The organism is Amycolatopsis sp. NBC_00355, from assembly GCF_036104975.1.
Lineage (GTDB): Bacteria > Actinomycetota > Actinomycetes > Mycobacteriales > Pseudonocardiaceae > Amycolatopsis.
The window spans coordinates 7668666-7689487 of record NZ_CP107982.1 but is presented as its reverse complement, the minus strand read 5'-3'; the positions used below and the strand labels follow the sequence as shown (position 1 = coordinate 7689487).

Annotated in this window: 21 protein-coding genes; 8 read left to right on the top strand and 13 right to left on the bottom strand. The window is 71.1% G+C overall.

What is annotated here, in order from left to right:
* Nucleotides 1-378 precede the first annotated feature (378 nt).
* From OHS18_RS35385 to OHS18_RS35375, 3 genes are read left to right on the top strand one after another with little or no spacing between them, the layout of a single operon-like run.
* Nucleotides 379-768, top strand: coding sequence for a hypothetical protein (locus OHS18_RS35385; RefSeq protein WP_328613706.1), 390 nt, complete (start codon nucleotides 379-381; stop codon nucleotides 766-768).
* A 25-nt stretch (nucleotides 769-793) separates the two neighbouring features.
* Nucleotides 794-2083, top strand: a complete 1290-nt coding sequence (hisS, locus tag OHS18_RS35380) for a histidine--tRNA ligase (RefSeq protein ID WP_328613705.1) — start codon at nucleotides 794-796, stop codon at nucleotides 2081-2083.
* 58 nt (nucleotides 2084-2141) lie between these two features.
* Complete coding sequence (locus OHS18_RS35375; RefSeq protein WP_328613704.1) at nucleotides 2142-3425, top strand: hypothetical protein; 1284 nt, start codon at nucleotides 2142-2144, stop codon at nucleotides 3423-3425.
* A 2-nt stretch (nucleotides 3426-3427) separates the two neighbouring features.
* On the opposite strand, the gene OHS18_RS35370 is transcribed toward OHS18_RS35375, so the two are convergent.
* The 8 genes from OHS18_RS35370 to OHS18_RS35335 form a co-directional block, all read right to left on the bottom strand.
* Nucleotides 3428-4636, bottom strand: coding sequence for a sensor histidine kinase (locus tag OHS18_RS35370; RefSeq protein ID WP_328613703.1), 1209 nt, complete (start codon nucleotides 4634-4636; stop codon nucleotides 3428-3430).
* A complete protein-coding gene (locus OHS18_RS35365; RefSeq protein ID WP_326946167.1) occupies nucleotides 4633-5280 on the bottom strand; it encodes a response regulator transcription factor in 648 nt (215 codons plus the stop codon). The genes OHS18_RS35370 and OHS18_RS35365 overlap by 4 nt, the downstream gene beginning before the upstream one ends.
* Nucleotides 5281-5344: 64 nt before the next feature.
* Nucleotides 5345-6625, bottom strand: a complete 1281-nt coding sequence (locus tag OHS18_RS35360) for a cation:proton antiporter (RefSeq protein WP_328445185.1) — start codon at nucleotides 6623-6625, stop codon at nucleotides 5345-5347.
* On the bottom strand, nucleotides 6622-7947 hold the full coding sequence (locus tag OHS18_RS35355) for a cytochrome P450 (RefSeq protein WP_328445187.1): 1326 nt from the start codon (nucleotides 7945-7947) through the stop codon (nucleotides 6622-6624). Before OHS18_RS35355 ends, OHS18_RS35360 begins: the two co-directional genes overlap by 4 nt.
* The gene (locus OHS18_RS35350; RefSeq protein WP_328613702.1) at nucleotides 7944-9014 is read right to left on the bottom strand and encodes an alpha-hydroxy acid oxidase; all 1071 of its coding nucleotides are present in this window, start codon (nucleotides 9012-9014) and stop codon (nucleotides 7944-7946) included. The genes OHS18_RS35355 and OHS18_RS35350 overlap by 4 nt, the downstream gene beginning before the upstream one ends.
* Complete coding sequence (locus tag OHS18_RS35345; protein WP_442875304.1) at nucleotides 9014-10570, bottom strand: NAD(P)-binding domain-containing protein; 1557 nt, start codon at nucleotides 10568-10570, stop codon at nucleotides 9014-9016. The genes OHS18_RS35350 and OHS18_RS35345 overlap by 1 nt, the downstream gene beginning before the upstream one ends.
* 136 nt (nucleotides 10571-10706) lie before the next feature.
* Nucleotides 10707-11633 carry an aldo/keto reductase gene (locus tag OHS18_RS35340; protein ID WP_328618634.1) on the bottom strand — a complete coding sequence of 309 codons (927 nt, stop codon included), beginning with the start codon at nucleotides 11631-11633 and terminating at the stop codon, nucleotides 10707-10709.
* A gap of 50 nt (nucleotides 11634-11683) precedes the next feature.
* Entirely contained in the window at nucleotides 11684-12085 is a 402-nt protein-coding gene (locus tag OHS18_RS35335) for a MerR family transcriptional regulator (protein WP_247060795.1), read from the bottom strand.
* A gap of 84 nt (nucleotides 12086-12169) precedes the next feature.
* On the opposite strand from OHS18_RS35335, the gene OHS18_RS35330 reads away from it, so the two are divergent.
* On the top strand, nucleotides 12170-12784 hold the full coding sequence (locus OHS18_RS35330) for a TetR/AcrR family transcriptional regulator (RefSeq protein ID WP_328445196.1): 615 nt from the start codon (nucleotides 12170-12172) through the stop codon (nucleotides 12782-12784).
* On the opposite strand, the gene OHS18_RS35325 is transcribed toward OHS18_RS35330, so the two are convergent.
* The 5 genes from OHS18_RS35325 to OHS18_RS35305 are packed head-to-tail and all read right to left on the bottom strand — an operon-like array spanning nucleotide 12757 to nucleotide 16607.
* Complete coding sequence (locus tag OHS18_RS35325; RefSeq protein WP_328613701.1) at nucleotides 12757-13995, bottom strand: hypothetical protein; 1239 nt, start codon at nucleotides 13993-13995, stop codon at nucleotides 12757-12759. The two genes, OHS18_RS35330 and OHS18_RS35325, sit on opposite strands and share 28 nt — an antisense overlap.
* Nucleotides 13992-14567, bottom strand: coding sequence for an RNA polymerase sigma factor (locus OHS18_RS35320; RefSeq protein ID WP_328613700.1), 576 nt, complete (start codon nucleotides 14565-14567; stop codon nucleotides 13992-13994). Before OHS18_RS35320 ends, OHS18_RS35325 begins: the two co-directional genes overlap by 4 nt.
* Nucleotides 14564-15508, bottom strand: coding sequence for a pentapeptide repeat-containing protein (locus OHS18_RS35315; RefSeq protein ID WP_328613699.1), 945 nt, complete (start codon nucleotides 15506-15508; stop codon nucleotides 14564-14566). Before OHS18_RS35315 ends, OHS18_RS35320 begins: the two co-directional genes overlap by 4 nt.
* Nucleotides 15509-15540: 32 nt before the next feature.
* Nucleotides 15541-16164 carry a uracil phosphoribosyltransferase gene (gene upp / locus OHS18_RS35310; RefSeq protein WP_328445203.1) on the bottom strand — a complete coding sequence of 208 codons (624 nt, stop codon included), beginning with the start codon at nucleotides 16162-16164 and terminating at the stop codon, nucleotides 15541-15543.
* A 5-nt stretch (nucleotides 16165-16169) separates the two neighbouring features.
* The gene (locus tag OHS18_RS35305) at nucleotides 16170-16607 is read right to left on the bottom strand and encodes a protein-tyrosine phosphatase family protein (RefSeq protein ID WP_328613698.1); all 438 of its coding nucleotides are present in this window, start codon (nucleotides 16605-16607) and stop codon (nucleotides 16170-16172) included.
* 93 nt (nucleotides 16608-16700) lie between these two features.
* Here OHS18_RS35305 and OHS18_RS35300 point away from each other — a divergent pair, with 93 nt between their 5' ends.
* The 4 genes from OHS18_RS35300 to OHS18_RS35285 all read left to right on the top strand — a co-directional run bounded on the left by OHS18_RS35300 (nucleotide 16701) and on the right by OHS18_RS35285 (nucleotide 20759).
* Nucleotides 16701-17315 carry a DUF1707 SHOCT-like domain-containing protein gene (locus tag OHS18_RS35300; RefSeq protein WP_328618633.1) on the top strand — a complete coding sequence of 205 codons (615 nt, stop codon included), beginning with the start codon at nucleotides 16701-16703 and terminating at the stop codon, nucleotides 17313-17315.
* Nucleotides 17316-17399: 84 nt separating this feature from the next.
* Nucleotides 17400-18374 (top strand): deoxyribose-phosphate aldolase, encoded by a 975-nt coding sequence (gene deoC / locus OHS18_RS35295; RefSeq protein ID WP_328613697.1) that lies wholly within the window; start codon nucleotides 17400-17402, stop codon nucleotides 18372-18374.
* Between the two features lie 92 nt (nucleotides 18375-18466).
* Nucleotides 18467-19900: an aldehyde dehydrogenase family protein gene (locus OHS18_RS35290; RefSeq protein ID WP_328445209.1), complete on the top strand. Its 1434-nt coding sequence runs from the start codon at nucleotides 18467-18469 to the stop codon at nucleotides 19898-19900.
* A complete protein-coding gene (locus OHS18_RS35285) occupies nucleotides 19893-20759 on the top strand; it encodes an aldehyde dehydrogenase family protein (RefSeq protein ID WP_328613696.1) in 867 nt (288 codons plus the stop codon). Before OHS18_RS35290 ends, OHS18_RS35285 begins: the two co-directional genes overlap by 8 nt.
* The last annotated feature ends 63 nt before the right edge of the window (nucleotides 20760-20822 follow it).

Sequence of the window (20822 nt, the reverse complement as noted above, 5' to 3'; positions counted from 1 at the left end):
GAAAGGGCCAGTCGCGCCCATTGCGGCACGAACGGGCCGCTCGTGCCGGTCCTCCGAGCGTGCGAAAGGGCCAGTCGCACCGGGTTCAGCGCGAAAGGGCCACTCACCCCACTTGCGGCACGAAAGGGCCACTCGCACCCTCCGGCCGCACGAAAGGGCCACTCGCGCCACCCGCAGCACCAACGGGCCGCTCGCGCCCCCGCCGCGTCACCCACCCGGCTGGATCCACCCCAAGCCCCCGCGTCATCACCCCCAGCCAGCTCCTCCGCCCGGCAAAGTCACCCCCATCGGCGGTCCCGATCAGGGCACGCCAAGTTTCGTGACACCGTTTTAAAACAGTGTTACAGTGACTCCACCCCACCTCGAAGGAGTCCTCCGATGCACGGACCCGTCCAGCTCTTCACGGTGATCGCGCTGATCTCGCTGCCGACCGTGATGTACGGCGGCTACGCGTTGATGGGCGTCATGCGCGACCGGAAGCTCACCGAGCACCAGCGGGCGATGTTCCGCGCCGGCCATGCGCATGCCGGTGTTCTGCTGATCCTCGCCCTGGTCGCGTTGCAGATCCTGAGCCGCACCACCTTCTCCGACACCACCCTCTGGATCGGGAGTTTCCTGCTGCTGTTCGGGATCCTCGCCCAGTCCGGCGGGTTCTTCCTGCACCTGATCCCGAACCGGGGCAAGCTCGGTGGGCGCGTGACGTCCGTCGGCGCGCTGCTCCTCGGCGCGGCGACCTTGCTCACCGCGTACGGGGTCGCCTTCGCCTGACAAAACCGGTCGTTAAGCTGGTCACGTGCCTGAATACCTGCCGACCGCGCCCTACAAGGGGACCCGGGACTTCCTGCCCGCCGAGATGTCCGTGCGCACGCAGGTGTTCGGTCATCTCTACGACGTCCTCGAGCGCCGCGGCTTCCTCCGCTACGACGGCCCGATCCTCGAATCCGCCGAGATCTACGAACGCAAGTCCGGCCAGGAGCTCGCCGACAAGCAGCTGTACACGCTCACCGACAAGGGCGGCCGTCGTCTCGCGCTGCGGCCGGAGATGACGCCGTCGGTCGCGCGGATGATCGCCGGGAGCGCGAAGTCCCTTTCCTTCCCCGTGCGGTGGTACAGCCACCCGAACTGCCACCGGTACGAGGCGCCGCAGCGCGGCCGCGTGCGGGAGCACTGGCAGATCAACGCGGACATCTTCGGCTCGGACAGCGCCAACTGCGAGATCGAGATCTTCGAGCTGGTGCACGACATGATGGCCGCGCTGGGCGCGACGCCGGACATGTTCGTGCTGCGCGTCAACGACCGGAACCTGCTGACGTCGGCGCTGACCGACGTCGCCGGCGTCTCCGAGGACCACCTCTCCCAGGTGTTCGCGCTGGTCGACCGCTGGGAGAAGTACCCCCGCGAGAAGCTGGCCGAAGGCGCCGGCGAGATCGGCCTGTCGGACAAGCAGTTCGACAAGCTGGCCGAGACGCTCGACAAGGGTGAGGCGCTCCTGGAGGAGCTGCCGGCGGCGGTGCGCGAGCAGTCGAACCTGGTGAAGGTCCTGAACAGCAGCGCGGGTTCGCTGGTCAAGTACGAGCCGATCATCGTGCGCGGGCTGGCGTACTACACGTCGACCGTGTTCGAGGTCTTCGACACCTCGCCGGAGAACCGCCGCGCCCTGTTCGGCGGCGGCCGCTACAGCGACCTCGCGTCGATGTTCACCGCGCAGCAGATCCCGGGCATCGGCTTCGGCATGGGTGACGTCACGCTGATCGACTTCCTCGAGACGCACGGCCTCACCCCGGCGCCGCGCAGCGAGGTCGACGTCATGGTCATCCCGGTCACCGAGGACCTCTTGGACGCCGCCCGCTCGGTGGCGCAGTCGCTGCGCCAGGCCGGGCTGCGGACGTCGACGCCGATCGAGCACCGCAAGCTGGGCAAGGAACTCACCCGCGCGGACAAGGCGGGCGCGGTCGCGGTCGTCATCGTCGGCCAGGAGGACTGGGCGGCCGGGAACGTGACGGTCCGCAGCCTCGCCACGCGCGAGCAGAACCCGGTCGCGATCGCCGACGCGCCCGCGGCGGTCACCGCGCTGCTGGCCTGAAATCGGTTCGACTCCCCCTCGGCGCCCGGGCATCCTGGGCGCCGAGGGGGAATGCCGGATGCTGGAAACCGAGCTGACCGTCGAGGATCTCGACGCGCTCGCCGCGGATGACGCCGCCCGCTGGGCGGACTTCGACCTGGCGTACCGGCGGTCCTGGTGGACCGGACGCGACGCACAGCTGAGCCGCCGTCCTTCGCGGGCCGAACTGGCCGCGGCCGCGTGCCACGGGAACGGGCGGCTGCGCGAGGCCGCCGTCGAGCGGCTCGCGGTCCGCACCGATCCCGAAGTCCTGCCCCTGTTGCTGATCCGCTGCGTCGACTGGGTGCGGCCGATCCGGGATCTCGCACGGCCGCTGACACTGTCCAAACTGGACGAAGCGGCGTTCCGCGCGATGCTGCCGCTGATCGGCGTGCTGCGACGGCGGCAGGTCGACGACTGGATGACCGCACTGTTCCGCCAGGCGCTGACCCCTCGGCTGCTCGACGACGCGCTGGCGCTGCAGGACAACGAAAGCCGCCGCTTCGCCCACCACGAGGCGATCGGGCTGCTCCCGGCCGGACGGCTGCTCGACATCGCCGCCGGGGACCGGGACGTCCGGATCCGGACGTTGTGCGGTTCCGCGTTGCTCGACCGCGGTGAGGCCGTCGAGGAGCTGCTCGCCGCCGGGACGCCGAAGATCCGGATGCGCGCCCTGACCCTTCTCGGCGAAGACACCGCGGTGGCGCACCTCGCCGACCGGGCGTCGGCCGTACGCTCCATGGCCCAGGCGTTGGTGCTGAAGGCGGGCGGCGACCCGGCCGCGCACTACCGCACCCTGCCGGTGACGCCCGGGGTGCTCGCGGGACTCGGCGAGACCGGCACCGCGGCCGACGCCGAACCGCTGGAGCGGCACCTCGCCGACGAGCTGCCGCGGTTCCGGGCCCTGGCCGTCCGCGGCCTGCGCCGGGTGGCGCCGGAGTCGACGGCGGTGCGGCCGTTGCTGACCGACCCCTCCCCCGCGGTGACCCGGCAGGTGGTCGAGTTCCTGCGCGGCAAACCGGCGCTGGTCGACGTGCCCGGGCTCCGGGCCCTGCTGAGCCCGGAGCACCCGGTCCACACGCGACGGGCGGCCGCGGCCCTGCTGCGCGACCGGGACAGCTGGCTGCGGCTGCACACCGACCTCCGCCTGCTGCACGACCCGGACCTGGGCGAAGACGCCCATCAGGACCTGCGGGCCTGCCGCGACCACCTGACGAACGTCTACACGAAACCGTCCGCGGAGGTGCGCGCGGACATCGAGGCGATCTGCGCCGACCTCGACCCCGCACTGGCCCGAAGCATCCGGTTGACCATCGGCACCTGACGTCAGGCGAGATCGGCGCGCAGCAGGCGCAGGGTGAACGTCGCCCCCGCGCCGGGGCGGGCGACGGCGGCGATCGTGCCGCCGTGGCCCGTCACCACCTCGCGGACCAGCGCCAGGCCCAGGCCGAAGCGGCGGCCGTCGCCCTCGGTCCCCCGCGCGAAACGCTCGAAGATGCGGTCCGAATCCGCCTGCGGGAAGCCGACGCCCGTGTCGCGGACCCGCAGTTCCACATAACGGTCGTCCGAAAGCCCGAGCCACACCTCGATCGAACCGCCCGGCGGGGTGTGGCCCAGGGCGTTGTCCAGCAACGCCGAAAGCACGCGCCGCAACGCCGTCGGGACGCCCTGGACGACGTACGGTCCGCGCTCGCGCGTCACCGCGATCCGGACCTGGCCCGCCCCCGCGCGCACCGCCTCCGCCGCGACCGCTTCCTCGGCCAGCACGGCCAGCTCCACCGGCACCAGCTCCGGCCGGCCCCCGCACGCCTGCGCGGACAGCAGCAGGTCTTCGACGACTTCACCGAGCTCGCGCGTCCCCCGCACGAGCTGCTCCAGACCCTCGCGGTCCCGCTCCGACGACCGCCGGGCCAGCAGCTGCGCCCGCGTGTGCAGCCGGGTCAGCGGAGCGCGCAGCTCGTGCGAGGCGTCCGAGACGAAGGTGCGCTGGCGGCGCAGCGCGTCGGCCAGCGGGCGGATCGCGCGGCACGCCAGGACCCGGCCGCAGACGAGGGCCGCCAGCAGCGCCAGCAGCTCGGCGACCCCGAGCCCGAACAGCAGCGACGAGCGGTCCTGGATCTGGTACCGCTCCTCGAAGTACGCCTGCGAGACGACGCCGCCGTGGTTCTCCACCCGGATCGTGTACGTCATGCCGCCGAGCGACCGGCGTTCCGTGTGGACGTCGCCCGAGGCCGGCGCCAGCGCGGCCAGCCCGGCGACCGGCACCCCGGCCGGGGACGGCCCGGCCGGCGTGTGCAACGCCGGGGTGAACAGCCAGACGCAGCCGGGCGGGGTCGCGGCCGGGCCGAGCTCGATCGTGCGGGCCAGCGTCCGGTCGGCGTCGGCGTGCTGACCGGACAGCAGCATCCCGTAGGCGATCCCGCCCGCGACGGCCACCAGCAGCGACACCACCACCGCGATCTGCGTGGTGATCACCCACCGCGCCCGGCGCAGAGCGCGGGCTTCGGGGTCGCCGGGGTCGCCGCGGGATCTCACACCGCGCCGATCTGGTATCCGAGCCCGTGCACGGTGCGCACGACGTCCCGGCCGAGCTTGCGCCGCAGGTAGTAGACGTAGGTGTCCACAATGGACTCGCCGGTCGAGTCGGCGAACACGCGGGTGCGCAGCGCCGCCCGCGGGTGGATCGCCTTCGGCCGCTGCGCCAGCGCCCGGAGCAGCTCGAACTCGCGCCCGGACAACGTGATCCGCTCGCCGCGCGGCAGCACGACCTCGTGGCGCTGCAGGTCGAGCGCGGCGGTGCCGAGCGGGATGCACTCGGCGCCGTCGAGGTCACGGCGGCCCAGCGCGCGCAGCCGGGCCAGCAGCTCCTCGGTCTCGAACGGCTTGACGAGGTAGTCGTCGGCGCCGGCGTCGAGCCCGCCGACGCGGTCGGCGAGCGTGCTCAGCGCCGACAGCATCAGGACGCGCGTCGTCACCGCCCGGGCCCGGAGCCGGGCGAGCAGCTCCAGGCCGTCGAGCACCGGCAGCCGGCGGTCGATGATCATCACGTCGTACCGCCCGGTGAGGCCGAGGTGCAGCCCCCGCTGGCCGTCGTAGGCCGCATCGGTCTCGTAACCTTCGTCCGCGAGCAACTCGGCGAGCAGGCCCGCCAGTTCCCGGTCGTCCTCGACGAGAAGCACTCTCGGTTTTTCCGCCGCATCGTGCACAACCCCATACTGGCAGTTATTTTCTGGTATTGAACCCTCAACTTTTCCCGGTTAGCGGTACTGGTTCCGCCATCAGGACCACTTCGGTGGTCCCTCTGCGGGCATCACGGCGGTCGAGCCAGCTGAGCACCGGCGCGGTCATGACGGTGGTCACCAAGGCGACGAGGACCAGCACGGTGAACAGAGCGGGCGAAACGATCCCCGCCGCGAGCCCGACGTTGAGCGCGATCAGCTGCATCAGCCCGCGGGCGTTGATCAGCGCGCCGACCCGCAGCGCGACCGGCTGCGACTCCCCCACCAGCCGGGCCGCGCCCCAGCACGCGCCGAACTTGCCGATGATCGCGACCACGACGCAGAGCACCGCGAACAGCAGCAGCTTCGGGTCGGCGAGCAGGGCGAACCGGGTGTTCAGGCCGGAATAGGTGAAGAACAGCGGGAGGAACACGATCCGCCCGATCGGCATGATCTTCGCGAGCACGGCGTCCGCGGCGGGCACCCGCGGGAACACGATCCCGACGCAGAACGCGCCGAACACCGCGTACAGGCCGATGATGTCGGTGAACCACGCGGCCGCGAACAACGTCAACGCCGTGATCAGCATCTTCTGGTCGGCGGAGATCCGTTCGCTGCCCATCGCTTTCGCGAGCACCCGGCGTCCGACGAGCACTAGCAGCAGCGCGAACAGCAGCCCGCCGCCGACGGCGAGGGCCACCGGCCCGGCCGAGTCGGCGTGCATGCCGAGCACGACGGCCAGCAGGACCCAGGCCAGGACGTCGTCGAGGGCACCGCAGGCCAGCGCGAGCGAGCCGAACCGCGTCCCGCCGAGGCCGCGTTCGGTGATGATCCGCGCGAGCATCGGGAACGCCGTGATGGCCAGCGCGACGCCGACGAAGGCCGCCGACGTCACCAGCGAAACGCCGTCCTTGCCGATGCCGGCCCAGCTCGACCCGAACACCGCGACCCCGACGCCGAGCGCCAGCGGGACGACCGTGCCGGCCGCCGAGATCGCGCCGACCGACTTCACCGAGCCGCGGATGCTGCGCAGGCTGAACTCGTACCCCGCGCCGAACATGTAGATGACCAGGCCGATCTGGCCGCCGACGTAGAGCAGCGGGCGGACGCCGTCCGGGAACAGCCCCGTCTGCACGGCCGGCAGGACCAGCCCGAGCAGTGACGGGCCGAGCAGCACGCCGGCGATCATCTCGCCGACCACCGGCGGCTGACCCAGCCGCACCGCGACCATGCAGACGACCCGGCAGACCACGAGGATGACCGCGACGGCGAGGAAGAACGCCGGCGCCGCTTCGGTGGGGGTCATGACTTTCCTCCGGCGAAGTAGGTCGAGCAGAGGGCTTGGCGACGGGCGTCGATGACCATGTACGTGCCGAACACGAGCTGGGCGAGGCTGCGCCAGACGTCTTCCCAGCGATCGCGCACCGCGAGCCACACCAGCGGCGCGCGCTTGCGGCGGGCGCCGACCGGGGTGAGCAGGGCGGGGCCGCGGTTGGGGATCGAGCGTGTGTGCCCGGCGGTCGAGGCGAGGCTGAACCGGCGCAGCACCTCCCGCGCCACGACGCGCATGGTCAGCGGCGCCAGCCCGCGTGCCGGGCAGGCGCGGTTCTGGGCGATGCCGAACGGGACGAAGTTGACGTCCTTCTTGGCCTGGACGGCGTGCGAGCACCAGCGTTCCGGGTCGAACTCCTCCGGGTGCTCGAAGCCGGCGTGGTGGAAGTCCGGGTAGCTGAAGCAGAGCACGGTACCGGCCGGGATCGTCAGGTTCGCCAGCTCGATGTCGGCCGTCGAGATCCGGTGCGCGATGCCGAAGAGCGGGTACGTCCGCAGGCCTTCGTCGATGACACGGTCGAAGTAGGCGTCGTCATCTGGGTTTTCGGCGAGGCGCCGCTGCACGTCCGGGTGCTGCGCGACGATCATCAGCAGGTGCGCCATCGCCTCGGACATCTGCACGACGGCCGTGTTGAAGAACGTGCCCTGCAGGTAGTAGACCTGCTCCTGCGGCGTCAGCGACTCCGGCAGCGGGTGCGGGACGTCGTCGAGGCGCCGCCGCAGGTACTTCGTCAGCCGGGCCCGGCGGCGCATGTTCCGCGGCCGCACGCACTTCAGGGCCGAGACGACGTCGTCGGCGTTCGCCACGATCAGGTCGCGCGCCTCCGGCGGGCAGGGTTCTTCGAAGACCAGCTCGTAGTACAGCTCGGCCCAGATCGGCATCATCTCGTCGCGCAGCCGGATCAGGCCGCCGTCCAGCTGGTCCAGCACGTGCGTCGCGACCCGCTGCGTCAGCTCTTCGGAGTCCTTTTTGGACTTGACCAGGATGTGCCGGGTGCACTTGGCGACCTCGTCGTAGCGCGGCCCCGGTTCGAGGTGCTCCTGGTGCACCTCCGGCCCCGGCGCGAGCCAGTACCAGAACAGGTCCGACAGCGCGGCACCCCGGCTGCGGCCGTTCGCCGCCGGGTCGGCGTAGACGCGCCGGAAGTCCTCGGCGCCGACCTGCTCGCCCGGGATCGTCACCGTGTCCTCGCCGTTGACCAGCGAGAAGATCTTCACCCGCAGCGCGACGACCCGGCCGGGCAGCCACGCGGGCGCCGTCGCCAACGCGGCGGCGGCAAGCGCTTTCCCGATCATCGCCGCACCTGGTCCGGAGTCAGGTCGGCCGGGTGCCGGCCGCCGCACATCGCCAGGGCCTGGTCGAAGTCCTCCCGCAGCAGTTCGAGCACCTTCGAGACGCCCTCGCGCCCGCCCGCCGCGAGTCCCCACACCACGGGACGGCCGACGCCGACCGCGTCCGCACCCAGGGCGAGGGCCTTGACGACGTCGGTGCCGCGGCGAATGCCGCCGTCGAGCAGCACCGGCATCGCGCCGCCGACGGCCGCCGCGATCTCCGGGAGGACGTCGATCGTGGCCGGGACGGTGTCGAGCTGACGGCCGCCGTGGTTGGACACGACGATCCCGGCGACGCCGTGGTGCACCGCGAGGCGCGCGTCCTCGGGGTGCAGCACGCCCTTGATCAGCACCGGTAGCTTCGTCTTCGAGCGCAGCCAGGCGATGTGCTCCCAGTTCAGCCCGGCGGACATGACGATCTCGCGGACGTGGCTGGCGTTGCCACCGCTGCGGTTTTCGCCGATGTTGCGGAGGTTTTCCACGACCAGCCCCGGCGGCAGGTCGTGGAAGTCGTTGCGGTCGTCACGCTCGCGGCGGCCGAGCACCGGCGAGTCCACCGTGACGACGAAGGCTTTGACGCCCGCGGCCTCGGCGCGGCGCACGATCGCCTCGGTGAACTCCAGGTCCGGCTGCAGGTAGAGCTGGAACCACAGCGCCGGATCGGGCGCGACCTCGCGCGCCGCCGCGGCGACGTCCTCGATGGCCGTGGTGGAAGCCATGCTGACGATCATGATCGTGCCCGCGAGCGCCGCGGCCCGGGCCGTGGCGAGTTCGCCGTCGCCGTGCGCGAGCCGGTGGAACGCCGTCGGCGCGATCAGGATCGGCATGGACGCCTGGGAGCCGAGCAGTTCGATGCTCAGGTCCCGTTTGTCGCTGCCGCGCAGGACCCGGGGCAGCAGCTTCAGCTTCCGGAACGCGGTTTCGTTCTCGGCGAGGGTGATCTCGTCCTGCGCGCCGCCCGCGTAGTAGTCGTAGTGCGCCGGTTCGAGCCGTTGCCGCGCCACCGCCTCGAACTCCGCGATCGTGCGCATCACAGTTCCTTGGTGAAGAACGCGGTCAGCGGTCCGATGTGGACTTCCCGGTCCCACTCGTTCTCGAGGTTCTCGGTGACGTGGTGGGTGACGACCAGCTCGCCGCGGCGGTAGTGCCGGACGATCGGGTGCAGGTAGTGGCCCTCCCCGTGGTCGTTGGCCTGGTCCTGGCTGGCGCGGGCGACGAAGTCGAACGGGTCGATCTTGTCGTGGTCCGGGCCGTAGTCGAGGGTGACGACAAAAGCGTTCTCCGGCGGGTCGTCCAGCACCCGCGCCACCGGCACCTCTTCGAGGTAGCGCGCGGTGTCGCCGTCGATCGTGAGGACGTCACCGAGGAAGCCGAACTGCTGGTACAGCGCGGAAGTCCGGTTGATCCGGGTGATCACGGCCTCGGTCAGCGCGTCCGGTTTCGCGGGCAGCTCGGTGCTCGGCCACGGCGTCTCGTGGTAACGCTCGCCGAGGACCTTGGCCAGCGCGCGGACGCCGTAGCGGAAGCCGTGGATGAACGCGCTGGTGGCCTTCTTGAAGTCGCGGACCTGCGTGATCGTGCCGGCGAAGTAGAGGCCGGGCACGTTGATCGACTCCCAGCTCGACGTCTGGGCCGGGAACCGGTCGTTGATGGTGAGCTGCGGGCGGGTGTCCTCGTCGAAGACGGACGCGTCGAAGCGGAAACCGGTGCAGATGATCACGCGGTCGTAGCGGATTTCCTTGACGATCTCGTCGACGCGGGCGAAGGCGTACTTGACGTGGTAGCCGTCGGCGTCTTTGCGGATCTCGCGGACGTCGCCGTCGAGGATCGCGTGCTGCAGCTTGAGCTGGTACATGTCGAGGATGCCCGCGTTGTACGCGCGCAGGTGGCCGACGAAGTGCGTGCGCCAGGCCAGTTTCACCGGCCGCGGGCCGCCGACGTGCACGATCGCGGCCGTCTCGATCAGGTTGTCCGCCGTCTCGAACGCGGAGTTCCCCTTGCCCAGCACCAGGACCCGCTGGTTCTTGAACTCCTGCGGGTCGACCGAGACGTCGGAGTACTGGTCAGCGAGCTCGATGCCGGGGATGTCCGGGGTGTAGGACTTGCTGACGCCGGTGGCCATGACCAGCCGTCGCGCGCGGAACTCGGTGTCCCCGGCGGTGACGACGAAAGTTTCGCCGTCACGGCCGATACGCGTCACGCGCGTGTCGTAGCGGACGTTGATCTGGTGCTTCGACGTGTAGTCGGCGAGGTAGCGGAGCAGATCCTCGGCGACCGGGAAGAGCTTTTCGCTGTAGTCGGTGAAGAGCACCGGATCGTCGTCGCCGTCGGCGAGGATCGAGTTCCAGTCCATCCGGAGGTTCAGCTCCGGGTCGGTCCAGCCGGTGTACTTCTTGTTGATCGAGATGAGCGTCCGGTGCCGCGGGTAGGTGCCGAAGAACGTGCCGGGCGCGGACCCGGCCTCCAGCACCAGGTACCGGCGCCCGGCGTGGCCGAGGAACTGCCCCAGCTGCAGCCCGGCCGGCCCCGCGCCGACGACCAGATAGTCGAGAACTTCCTCGGACACGAAGACCTCCAGGCTCGGCACCGACCGCATGATCGGGACCGAGCCTTCCCCGGAGATCTCAGAAAACCTTCAGAGGCAACTCCCAGCGTGCCCGGCCTCGTGAGTGTTTAGGGCGGTTAGAACCGCCCTAAACACTCACGACGGGCCGGGACGTGCGCTACTTGCCGGCGGCCTTCGCCATCCGCTCCGGGTAGCGCTCTCCCGCGACCGCGTCGGCGGGGGCCGCGTCGGCGATGGCCTGGAGGTCCGACGCCGTCAGCTCCAGGGAAGCCGCCGCGACGTTCTCCTCCAGGTACTTGCGCCGCTTCGTCCCCGGGATCGGCACGACGTCCTCGCCGTGGGACTGCACCCACGCCAGCGCCAGCTGCCCGGCCGTGACGCCCTTCTCCTCGGCGAGCTTGCGCAGCGCGTCCACGATCGCCATGTTGCGCTCGAAGTTGCCCTCGGCGAACCGCGGCAGGCCGCGGCGCATGTCGTCCTCCGGCAGGTCCTTCACCGACGTCACCGCGCCGGTCAGGAAACCGCGGCCCAGCGGCGAGAACGGCACGATCCCGATCCCCAGCTCGCGGCACGTGCCGAGGATTTCGCCCTCGATTCCGCGCGTCCACAGGGACCACTCGCTCTGCAGCGCGGTCACCGGGTGCACGGCGTGCGCGGCGCGGATCGTCGCGGCACTCGCCTCGGAGATGCCCGCGTAGCGGATCTTGCCCGCCTCCACCAGGGACGCCAGCGCGCCCCAGGTCTCCTCGATCGGGGTGTCCGGGTCGACGCGGTGCTGGTAGTAGAGGTCGATGTGGTCGACCCCGAGGCGGCGCAGCGAGTCGTCGCAGTTCTGCTTCACGTACTCGGCGTCGCCGCGGGCGCCCACCGCGCCGCCTTCGCCCCAGACGATGCCGAACTTCGTAGCGAGCACGACCTCGTCCCGGCGGCCGGCGATCGCGCGGCCGACCAGCTCCTCGTTGGCGCCTTGGCCGTAGACGTTCGCCGTGTCCAGCAGGGTGACGCCGAGGTCGAGCGCCCGGTGGACGGTCGCGATCGACTCCGCTTCGTCGTCGCGGACGCCGTAGGCCTGGCTCATCCCCATGCAGCCCAGCCCCTGGGCACCGACTTCCAGTTCGCCGAGCTTCCTCGTCTTCACGCGGAAATTCCCTCCATGTCGGGTTCGACGCCGAACGCCTTGCGCTCGATCTGCGCGTAGTTGTCGATCTTGTAGTCGAGGACGTCGAGGCAGCCCTGCAGCTCGGCGATCCGCTCGGCGACCGACCGGCGCTGCTCCACCAGGAGCGCCTTGCGGCGGCCCGCGCTGGCGACGCCGTGGCGGCGCAGCGACGCGTACTCGCGCATGCTCTTGATCGGCATCCCGGTGGTGCGGAGCTTGGTCAGGAACCCCAGCCAGCTGAGGTCGTCGTCGGAGTACGCCCGGCGGCCCGCGGTGTCGCGGGCGGGCGGGTCGAGCAGTTTGATGCGCTCGTAGTACCGGAGGGTGTCGATGGACAGCCCGCTACGTCGAGCGGCTTCCGCTATCGAGTAGCTCATGACCTCGACACTACGACCTGGAGTGCACTCCAGGTCAACTCCGAGCTCTGGTCATTCATAACAGCGTTCCGATACGCTGCGTAGATGGCTCGACCACGCACGCACGACGAAGCGCTCCGGCTGAAGCTCCTCGACCGCGCCGGTGAGCTGATCGCCGCCGACGGGCCGAAGGCGCTTTCCCTGCGCAAGCTGGCCGCCGACGCCGGGACGTCGACCACCGCCGTGTACTCCCTGTTCGGCAGCAAACCCGATCTGGTGAACGCGCTCTACACGGAGGGCTTCCGCCGTTTCGGCGCCCGGATGGCCGGGACGCCCCTGTCCGGCGACGCGGTCGAGGACCTCGTGACGCTCGGCAGCGCCTACCGCGCGAGCGCGCTGGCCGACCCGAACCTCTACGGGATCATGTTCACCAGGTCCGTCCCCGGGTTCGAGCCCAACGAGGACGCCGAAGAGCTCGCCCGCGAGACGCTCAAGCCGTTGGAACGCATCATCCGCCAGGCCATCGAGGACGGCGTCTTCGTCGACGTCCCGCCGGAGACGGTCGCGGTCGCCTGCTGGGCGTTCGTGCACGGGCTCGTCTCGCTGGAGCTGACCGGCAACCTGCCGGACGAGTTCGACGTCACGAGCACGTACGAGACCGCCCTGCGCGCGAACGCCTCCGGCTGGCTGGCTCACACCAGCGGCAGCATCCCGTCGTAGACGACCCCGTCGTGCGCGTCGAACGCCCGGACGCGCACCTTCGCGTCCGGCGTCACGGCGATGTTCTTCGGCACCCAGACGACGGCCATCCCGTCGGTGACCGGTGTGTCGGCGCCATCGCCGTTGCCGAACCCGAAGCCGGCCGAGGTCGCCGAAGCGGGCAACACCACGGCGAGCGGTACGCGGGCTCGGCCCGGCGCCGCCCCCGCTTCGGGGCTGCCGAGCGTGTCGACGCGCAGGGTGCGGGCCGGAGCCTGCCGGTTGCCGGCCAGGTCGGGGTAGGCGTGGGCCCGGGTCCCCGGCCGCCCGTAGTCCGGCTCCCGGGTGCAGACGATCACCCGGTCACCCCGGCGCCCCATGACGACCTGGTAGTCACCCTCCGTCAGCAACGGTCCCGGCCGGTAGGCCGCGGCATCCGGGATCACCACGTCGGCGTCGGTGAGGCACTCGCCCAGGGCCCGGCCCGCGGCGGAGGTGCGGTCGGCCGGTTCCGGGCGGTCGGTCACCGCGAGCAGGGGCGCCGGCGCGTCCGGCAGCGCATTCGCCCGCCGGTCCCCGACGGCCACTTCCGACTTCGCCGGCAGCGCCCCGGTGAACGCCACGAACTGACGGCTGACCGGGGAAAAACGGAGCCGCCACGAACTCACCGAACCACCGCCCGTCTTCACGATGAAGTCCGCCCGCGGCAAGGCCGGATCGACGACGCCGGCCGCCAGCCCGGTCGCGCTGCGCAGCAGCAGCCCGGTCCGCGTGCCGGGCCCGTACGCGGGCGTGGCTCCCGGGTCCGACAGCGTCACGGTCGTCCCGGTCGTCTCGCAGAACAGCGGCTTGCCAGCGGCGGTCGCCGCGACCACCGCGTCGCCCTCCTGTTCCGCGGTGAACAGCGGGACCCAGTCGGCGCGCGGCGGCACACGATCGGTCTTGCCCGCCGCTTCGACCGCGGCCCAGCAGCGGTCCAGCGACGCGGTCGCCAGCTGCGCGTCGAGCGTCAAGCCACCGCCGGTGACCGCCGGCGCGGTGTCGGCGGGCGGCCGCACCTGCCGCGTCACGACCACGGCACCGGCGGCCAGAACGAGCACCGCGGCCGCCGCGGCGTACCAGACGCGGGGCTTCCGACGTGGCTTCGCGATGCCTTCGCGGACTTCGATGCGCAGCCGGTCGCGGACGTCGTCCGGCAGCGCACGCCGCGCCGGGAGGCCTTCGATGCTCATTTCTCCTCCAGCAGGGCACGCAACCGAGCGCGGGCCCGGGACAGGTGGGAGCGGACGGTGCCCTCGGCGACGGTCAGCAACGCGGCCGCGTCCCCGATGCTCAGGTCCCCGAGCAGGCACAGTTCGACGACCTCACGCTGCGCCTTCGGCAGCGTCCGGACGGCCTCGACGACGTGGCGCAGCCGCTGTTCGCCGTCGAGCTGCTCGGCGACGGCGTCGGCGTGGTCGGACACCACCGGCGGGTCCGGGATCCGCCGGAGCAATCGCAACCGCCGTTTCGCGCCGCGGTATTCGTCGCGGGCGGCGTTGCCCGCGACGGTGTAGAGCCACGGCAACGCGCTGTCGCGCACCAGGGTGACGTCGGCGCGGCGGCGCCAGGCGGTCAGGAACGTCGTGGACGTCAGGTCTTCGGCGCCGGACCACGAGCCGGTCAGCCGGTAGGCGTGGTTCCAGACGGCCTCGGCGTGCCGCTCGAAGAGCTCGCTGAACGCACCTTCGTCACCGCCCGCCGCCCGGTCCCACAGTTCCCGGTCGCCGACCTGGTCCACCGGTACCCCCGGATGGCTGCTCACACCTCGTCTGTGGCCGGCACCGCCGCGGGTGTTGCGCCGAACCGCGCGTCGCCGAGGTCGATGTCCGCGTGCTCGCCGCCGTCGAAGAGGACTTCGGCGTCGAAAGCCGTGTGGGAGAACTGGAACCGGCCACCCGAGCGCGTCCGGGTGAAGCGGACCTCACGGGCGAAGTGCGCCCAGGAGAAGAACGCGCCTTCCGCGAAGACCGACCGGTCGAAGTTCGCGGTCGAGGTGAACTCCGTGCCGTAGAACCCGGCCTGGCGCGTGAAGTTCGTGCCGCGGATGTGGACCGCGCCGAGGAACTTCGCGCGGCTGAAGTCCGCCGCGCCGACGGTGCAGCCGCTCAGCCGGAAGTCGACGAGAACGGCCCGCTGCAGGTCGATCGCCAGCCCCGGCCAGTAATCCGGTCCGCCGTGGCTCAGGTGCGTCTTGAGCAGTTCCTGGGCGGCCAGCCGGACCTGCAGCTCGGCGTCGTCGTACTCGGGCGTCCTGCTGAGTTCCGCGGCGGACCGGCCGCGCAGACCGTCGGGCGGGCCGGCGAAGGGCATCCGCAGGTAGGCGCACAGCACGTTGAGGATCGTCTGGCGCTGCTTGGGGTTGTCCTGCCCGAGCCGCTCCAGGGCGTACAGCCCGCCGAGCCGGACCGGCGCCTTGTCGCTGCCGAGCTGCTCCACGGCTTTCGTGTACAGCTCGGTGACGCGCCGTTCTTCGAGGTCCCGTTCGGTCACGCCCGCGACGCGGGTCGTCTCGGCCAGCTGCAGCTCCATCGTGCGCTGGCGGCGCGTGGCCAGCCAGAGCGCGAACACCCCGCCGGCCCCCGCGCCGACGCCGAACGCCGTCTTCACCGCGTCGATCCGCACCGGCGCGTCGGGCCGCCCGGACCAGGCCAGGAACAGCCAGAGCAACGCGCCGGTGACGACCACGACGGCGGCGGCGGCCACCGCGATCCACCGCCACCTCAGGACCGGCAAAGCTAGACGGCGCCGTACTGGCGGTCGCCGGCGTCGCCGAGGCCCGGGACGATGAAGCCCGAGTCGTTGAGCCGCTCGTCGATGCTGGCCGTGACCACGCGGACCGGCAGGCCGGTCCGCTCCAGGTGGGCGAGGCCCTCGGGGGCGGCCAGCGCGCAGATCGCCGTGACGTCGTCGGCGCCGCGGTCGGTCAGCAGCCGGATCGTGTACTCCATCGAGCCGCCGGTGGCGAGCATCGGGTCGAGCACCAGTACCGGCCGGTTCGCGAGCGACTCTGGCAGCGACTCGAGGTACGGCGTCGGCTTCAGCGTCTCCTCGTCGCGCGCGAGGCCGACGAAGCCCATCTGCGCGTCCGGGATCAGCTTGTGCGCCTGGTCGGCCATGCCCAGCCCGGCGCGCAGCACCGGGACGAGCAGCGGCGGCCGGGCGAGCGTGTAGCCCTCGGTGCGCGCGACCGGTGTGTGGATCGGCGTGGTCTGCACCGGCACGTCACGCGTGGCTTCGTAGACCAGCATGACGGTCAGCTCGTGCAGCGCGGCCCGGAACGCGGCGCTGTCCGTGCGCGCGTCGCGCATCGTGGAGAGCCGGGCCTTCGCGAGGGGGTGATCGACGACGTGCACATCCATGCGGGTCAACTTAGCCGGTCGGCGAACCGTTTCACCCAGCCGCGCTGCCAGGGGGTTTCGACGGCGCGTTCGTTGTAGTTCGCGCGCACCCACGCCACGGCGTCTTCGGCCGGGACGCCGGAGAGCGTCGCGAGGCACGCCATGACCGTCCCGGTCCGGCCCGCACCGCCGTAACACGCGACTTCGACGTTTTCGCCCGCCTTCGCCCGCTCGTGCAGCGCGACGATCGACGCCTGCGCGGCCTTCGGATGCAGTGGCAGCAGGAAGTCCGGCCAGGTGACCCACTCCTGCGGCCAGGTGACGCCGCCGCCGTGCTTGCGCCGCAACCGGCGCGTCCCCAGGTACAGCCCGAAATCCGGGTCCGGCCCGCCCGGCGCGGGGCGGGCGAGACCGCGTCCGCGGACCTTGGTGCCGTCCGGGAATTCGACCGTCGGTGCTCCCATCGCCCTATCGTGCCCGTGTCCGCCGGAAGATGGACACGCAGCGTCGCGTTCGCCGCTAGGCTCCCCCGGGTGAGCGAACTGACGCCCGACCAGATGCGGGCCTCCGACGCCGACCGTGAGCGCGTCGCCCAGGTGCTGCACAACGCCCTCTCGGAAGGGCGAATCACGGTGAACGAACTCGAAGAGCGGCTCACCACGGTCTACGCGGCGAAGACGCTGGGGGAACTGAAACCGGTGACGGCGGACCTCCCGTCGACCGGCGCCGCGATGGAGCAGGCGACCACACGCGCGCTGGGCTTCCCGGACCAGCGGATCGGCGGCCACCCGGGCTCCCCGGTGTCGATCGGCGTCATGTCCGGCGCCATCCGCAAGGGCAGCTGGGTCCTGCCTCCGCAGCACAACAGCTTCGCCTTCTGGGGCGGCGCGGAGATTGACCTGCGCCAGGCCCGCTTCGCGGAGAAGCACTGCACGATCACGGCCGTCGCGATCATGGGCGGCATCACGATCACCGTGCCCGACGACATCAACGTCGACGTGACGGGCATCGGCTTCATGGGCGGGTTCCTGCTGGAGGACAAGTCGGGCGCACCCCCGGCCCCGCCGACGGCCCCCACGGTGAAGATCAACGGCCTCGGGTTCTGGGGCGGCGTGGTCGTCTACCGGAAACCGGCGCAGCGCAGGGAACCACCACAGATCGAAGGCGCCTGACCTCGACGATGTGACGCGTCATGCACCCAGCGTCACACCCAACGGGGGCTCGCGTTGCCGGGCCCGCCGCCTAGACTCAGGCCCATGACAGCCACGACCAGCACGTCAGCGGCGCCGGCCACCCCGGCACCGCCGGCGGACGCGACTCGCGACGAAGCGAGCCTGCGCCGCTTCCTGCTCGGGCTGCCCGGTGTCGACCAGGTCGGCGTCGAGCAGCGCGCGGCGGGCCTCGGCACGCGCAGCATCAAGAAGGACGCCAAGCGGTGGGCCATCGACACCGCCATCTCCATGGTCGACCTGACCACGCTGGAGGGCGCCGACACCCGAGGCAAGGTCCGGGCGCTCGCCGCGAAGGCGGTCCGCCCCGACCCCGAGCGCCAGGACACCCCGCGCGTCGCCGCCGTCTGCGTGTACCCGGACATGGTCGAGACGGCCGTCGAGGCGCTGAAGGGCAGCGGCGTGCACGTCGCGAGCGTCGCGACCGGCTTCCCCGCGGGCCGCACCAGCCGCGAGATCAAGCTGGCCGACACGAAGATCGCCGTCGACGCGGGCGCGCACGAGGTCGACATGGTGATCGACCGCGGTGCCTTCCTCGAAGGCCGCTACATGGACGTCTTCGAGGAGATCCAGGCCATCAAGGCCGCGTGCGGCGACGCCCACCTGAAGGTCATCCTCGAGACCGGCGAGCTGGCGACCTACGACAACGTGCGGCGCGCGTCGTGGCTGGCGCTGCTGGCCGGCGGTGACTTCATCAAGACGTCCACCGGCAAGGTCTCCCCCGCCGCGACGCTGCCGGTCACGCACATCATGCTGCAGGCGGTCCACGACTGGCACGTGACGACGGGCGAACTGCGTGGCGTCAAGCCCGCGGGCGGCATCCGGACCACGAAGGACGCCATCAAGTACCTGGTCGCGGTGCACGAGGTCGCCGGCGAGCAGTGGCTGACCCCGGACCTGTTCCGCTTCGGCGCGTCCAGCCTGCTCAACGACCTGCTGCTGCAGCGCCGCACCCAGGTGGACGGCCACTACAGCGGCCCCGACTACGTGACAGTCGACTGAGCCGGGATGCCTGAAATGACCACCACGCTTGCTGCCCCGGCGAGGGAGATCCCGCTGAGCCTGCGAAGCGGAAACGTATTGGACACCGATTAATGCCTGTTTTCGAGTACGCACCGGCCCCCGAATCCCGGGCCATCGCGAACCTCAAGGACCACTACAAGCCGTTCGTCAACGGCGAGTTCGTCGACGGCTCGGGTGAGCCGCTCAAGACGATCAACCCGGCCACCGAAGAGGTCCTGGCCGAGGTCGGCACCGCGTCGAAGTCCGATGTGGACACCGCGGTCAAGGCCGCGCGCAAGGCCTACAACGGTGTCTGGTCGAAGATGCCGGGCACCGAGCGCGCGAAGTACCTCTTCCGCATCGCGCGGCTGATCCAGGAACGCTCGCGCGAGCTGGCGGTGCTGGAGAGCCTGGACAACGGCAAGCCGATCAAGGAGTCGCGCGACTCGGACGTCCCGACCGCGGCGGCGCACTTCTTCTACCACGCGGGCTGGGCCGACAAACTGGAGTACGCCGGCTACGGGCCGAACCCCCAGCCACTGGGCGTGGCCGGCCAGATCATCCCGTGGAACTTCCCGCTGCTGATGCTGGCGTGGAAGATCGCACCGGCGCTGGCCACCGGCAACACCGTGGTGCTGAAGCCGGCGGAGACGACGCCGCTGACCGCGCTGGTGTTCGCCGAGATCTGCCAGCAGGCCGAGCTGCCGCCGGGCGTGGTGAACATCCTGCCGGGCGCCGGCGACATCGGTGCGTCCATTGTGGAGCATGCGGACATCAACAAGATCGCGTTCACCGGCTCGACCGAGGTCGGCAAGGCGATCCAGCGCGAAGTCGCGGGCACCGCGAAGAAGCTGACGCTGGAGCTGGGCGGCAAGGCCGCGAACATCGTGTTCGAAGACGCGCCGCTGGACCAGGCGATCGAGGGCATCGTCAACGGTATCTTCTTCAACCAGGGCCACGTCTGCTGCGCGGGCTCGCGGCTGCTGGTGCAGGAGTCCATCGCCGAAGAGGTGCTGGAGAAGCTCCGCTACCGCGTCTCGACGCTGCGCCTGGGCGACCCGCTGGACAAGAACACCGACATCGGCGCGATCAACTCGGCCGAGCAGCTGGCGAAGATCCGCGGGCTCGTCGAAGCGGGTGACGCCGAAGGCGCGCAGCGCTGGACCAGCCCGTGCCCGGTGCCGGACCGCGGGTTCTTCTTCGCTCCCACGGTGTTCGCGAACGTCCACCAGTCGATGCGGATCGCGCGCGAGGAGATCTTCGGCCCGGTGCTGTCGGTGCTGACGTTCCGCACGCCGGACGAGGCCGTCGCGAAGGCCAACAACACGCCGTACGGCCTTTCCGCGGGCATCTGGACCGAGAAGGGCTCGCGCATTCTGTGGATGGCGAACCAGCTGCGGGCCGGCGTCGTCTGGGCCAACACCTTCAACCGCTTCGACCCCGCCGCGCCGTTCGGCGGCTACCAGGAATCCGGTTTCGGGCGCGAAGGCGGCCGCACCGGGCTGGAGGCGTATCTGAATGTCTGACCGAATCTCCGTCGCCAAGACGTACAAGCTGTACGTGGGCGGCAAGTTCCCGCGCTCGGAGTCCGGCCGGGTCTACCCGGTGACGGACGCGAAGGGCAAGTTCCTGGCGAACGCCGCGCACGCGTCCCGCAAGGACGTCCGCGACGCGGTGGTCGCGGCCCGCAAGGCCTTCCCCGGCTGGTCAGCGGCAACGGCGTACAACCGCGGCCAGGTGCTCTACCGGGTGGCCGAGGTCCTGGAAGGCCGCCGCGACCAGTTCATCGCCGAAGTGTCCACTTCGGAGGGTCTGGCGCCGAAGAAGGCGGAGTCCCTTGTGGACGCGGCGATCGACCGCTGGGTCTGGTACGCGGGCTGGACGGACAAGATCGCCACGGTCCTCGGCGCGGCCAACCCGGTGGCGGGCCCGTACTTCTCGTTCACCGTCCCGGAACCGACGGGCGTGGTGGGCATCCTGGCGCCGCAGCAGTCGTCATTGCTGGGCCTGGTCAGCGTCCTGGCCCCGGTCCTGGCCACCGGCTCGACGGCGGTGGTGGTCTCGAGCGCGGAGCGTCCCCTGCCGGCGATCACGTTGTCGGAGGTCCTGGCGACCTCGGACGTCCCGGGCGGAGTGGCGAACATCCTGACGGGCCAGGCGTCCGAGCTGGGCTCTTGGCTGGCCTCCCACGGCGACGTCAACGCCCTGGACCCCACGGGAGCCGCGGCTTCGGACCGCCCCGGATTGGCTCGTGAAGCGGCGAACACGGTGAAGCGGGTGCTGACGGCCCCGGACGCCGAGCCGGATTGGACGGTCGCCCCGGACCTCTCGCGGCTGCGCCGCTACCTGGAGGCCAAGACGGTCTGGCACCCACTGGGCGTCTGAGTTTTCGCTGGTGAAAGCCACCACCCGGTCGCGGGGTGGTGGCTTTTCCAACTTGTGGTGGAT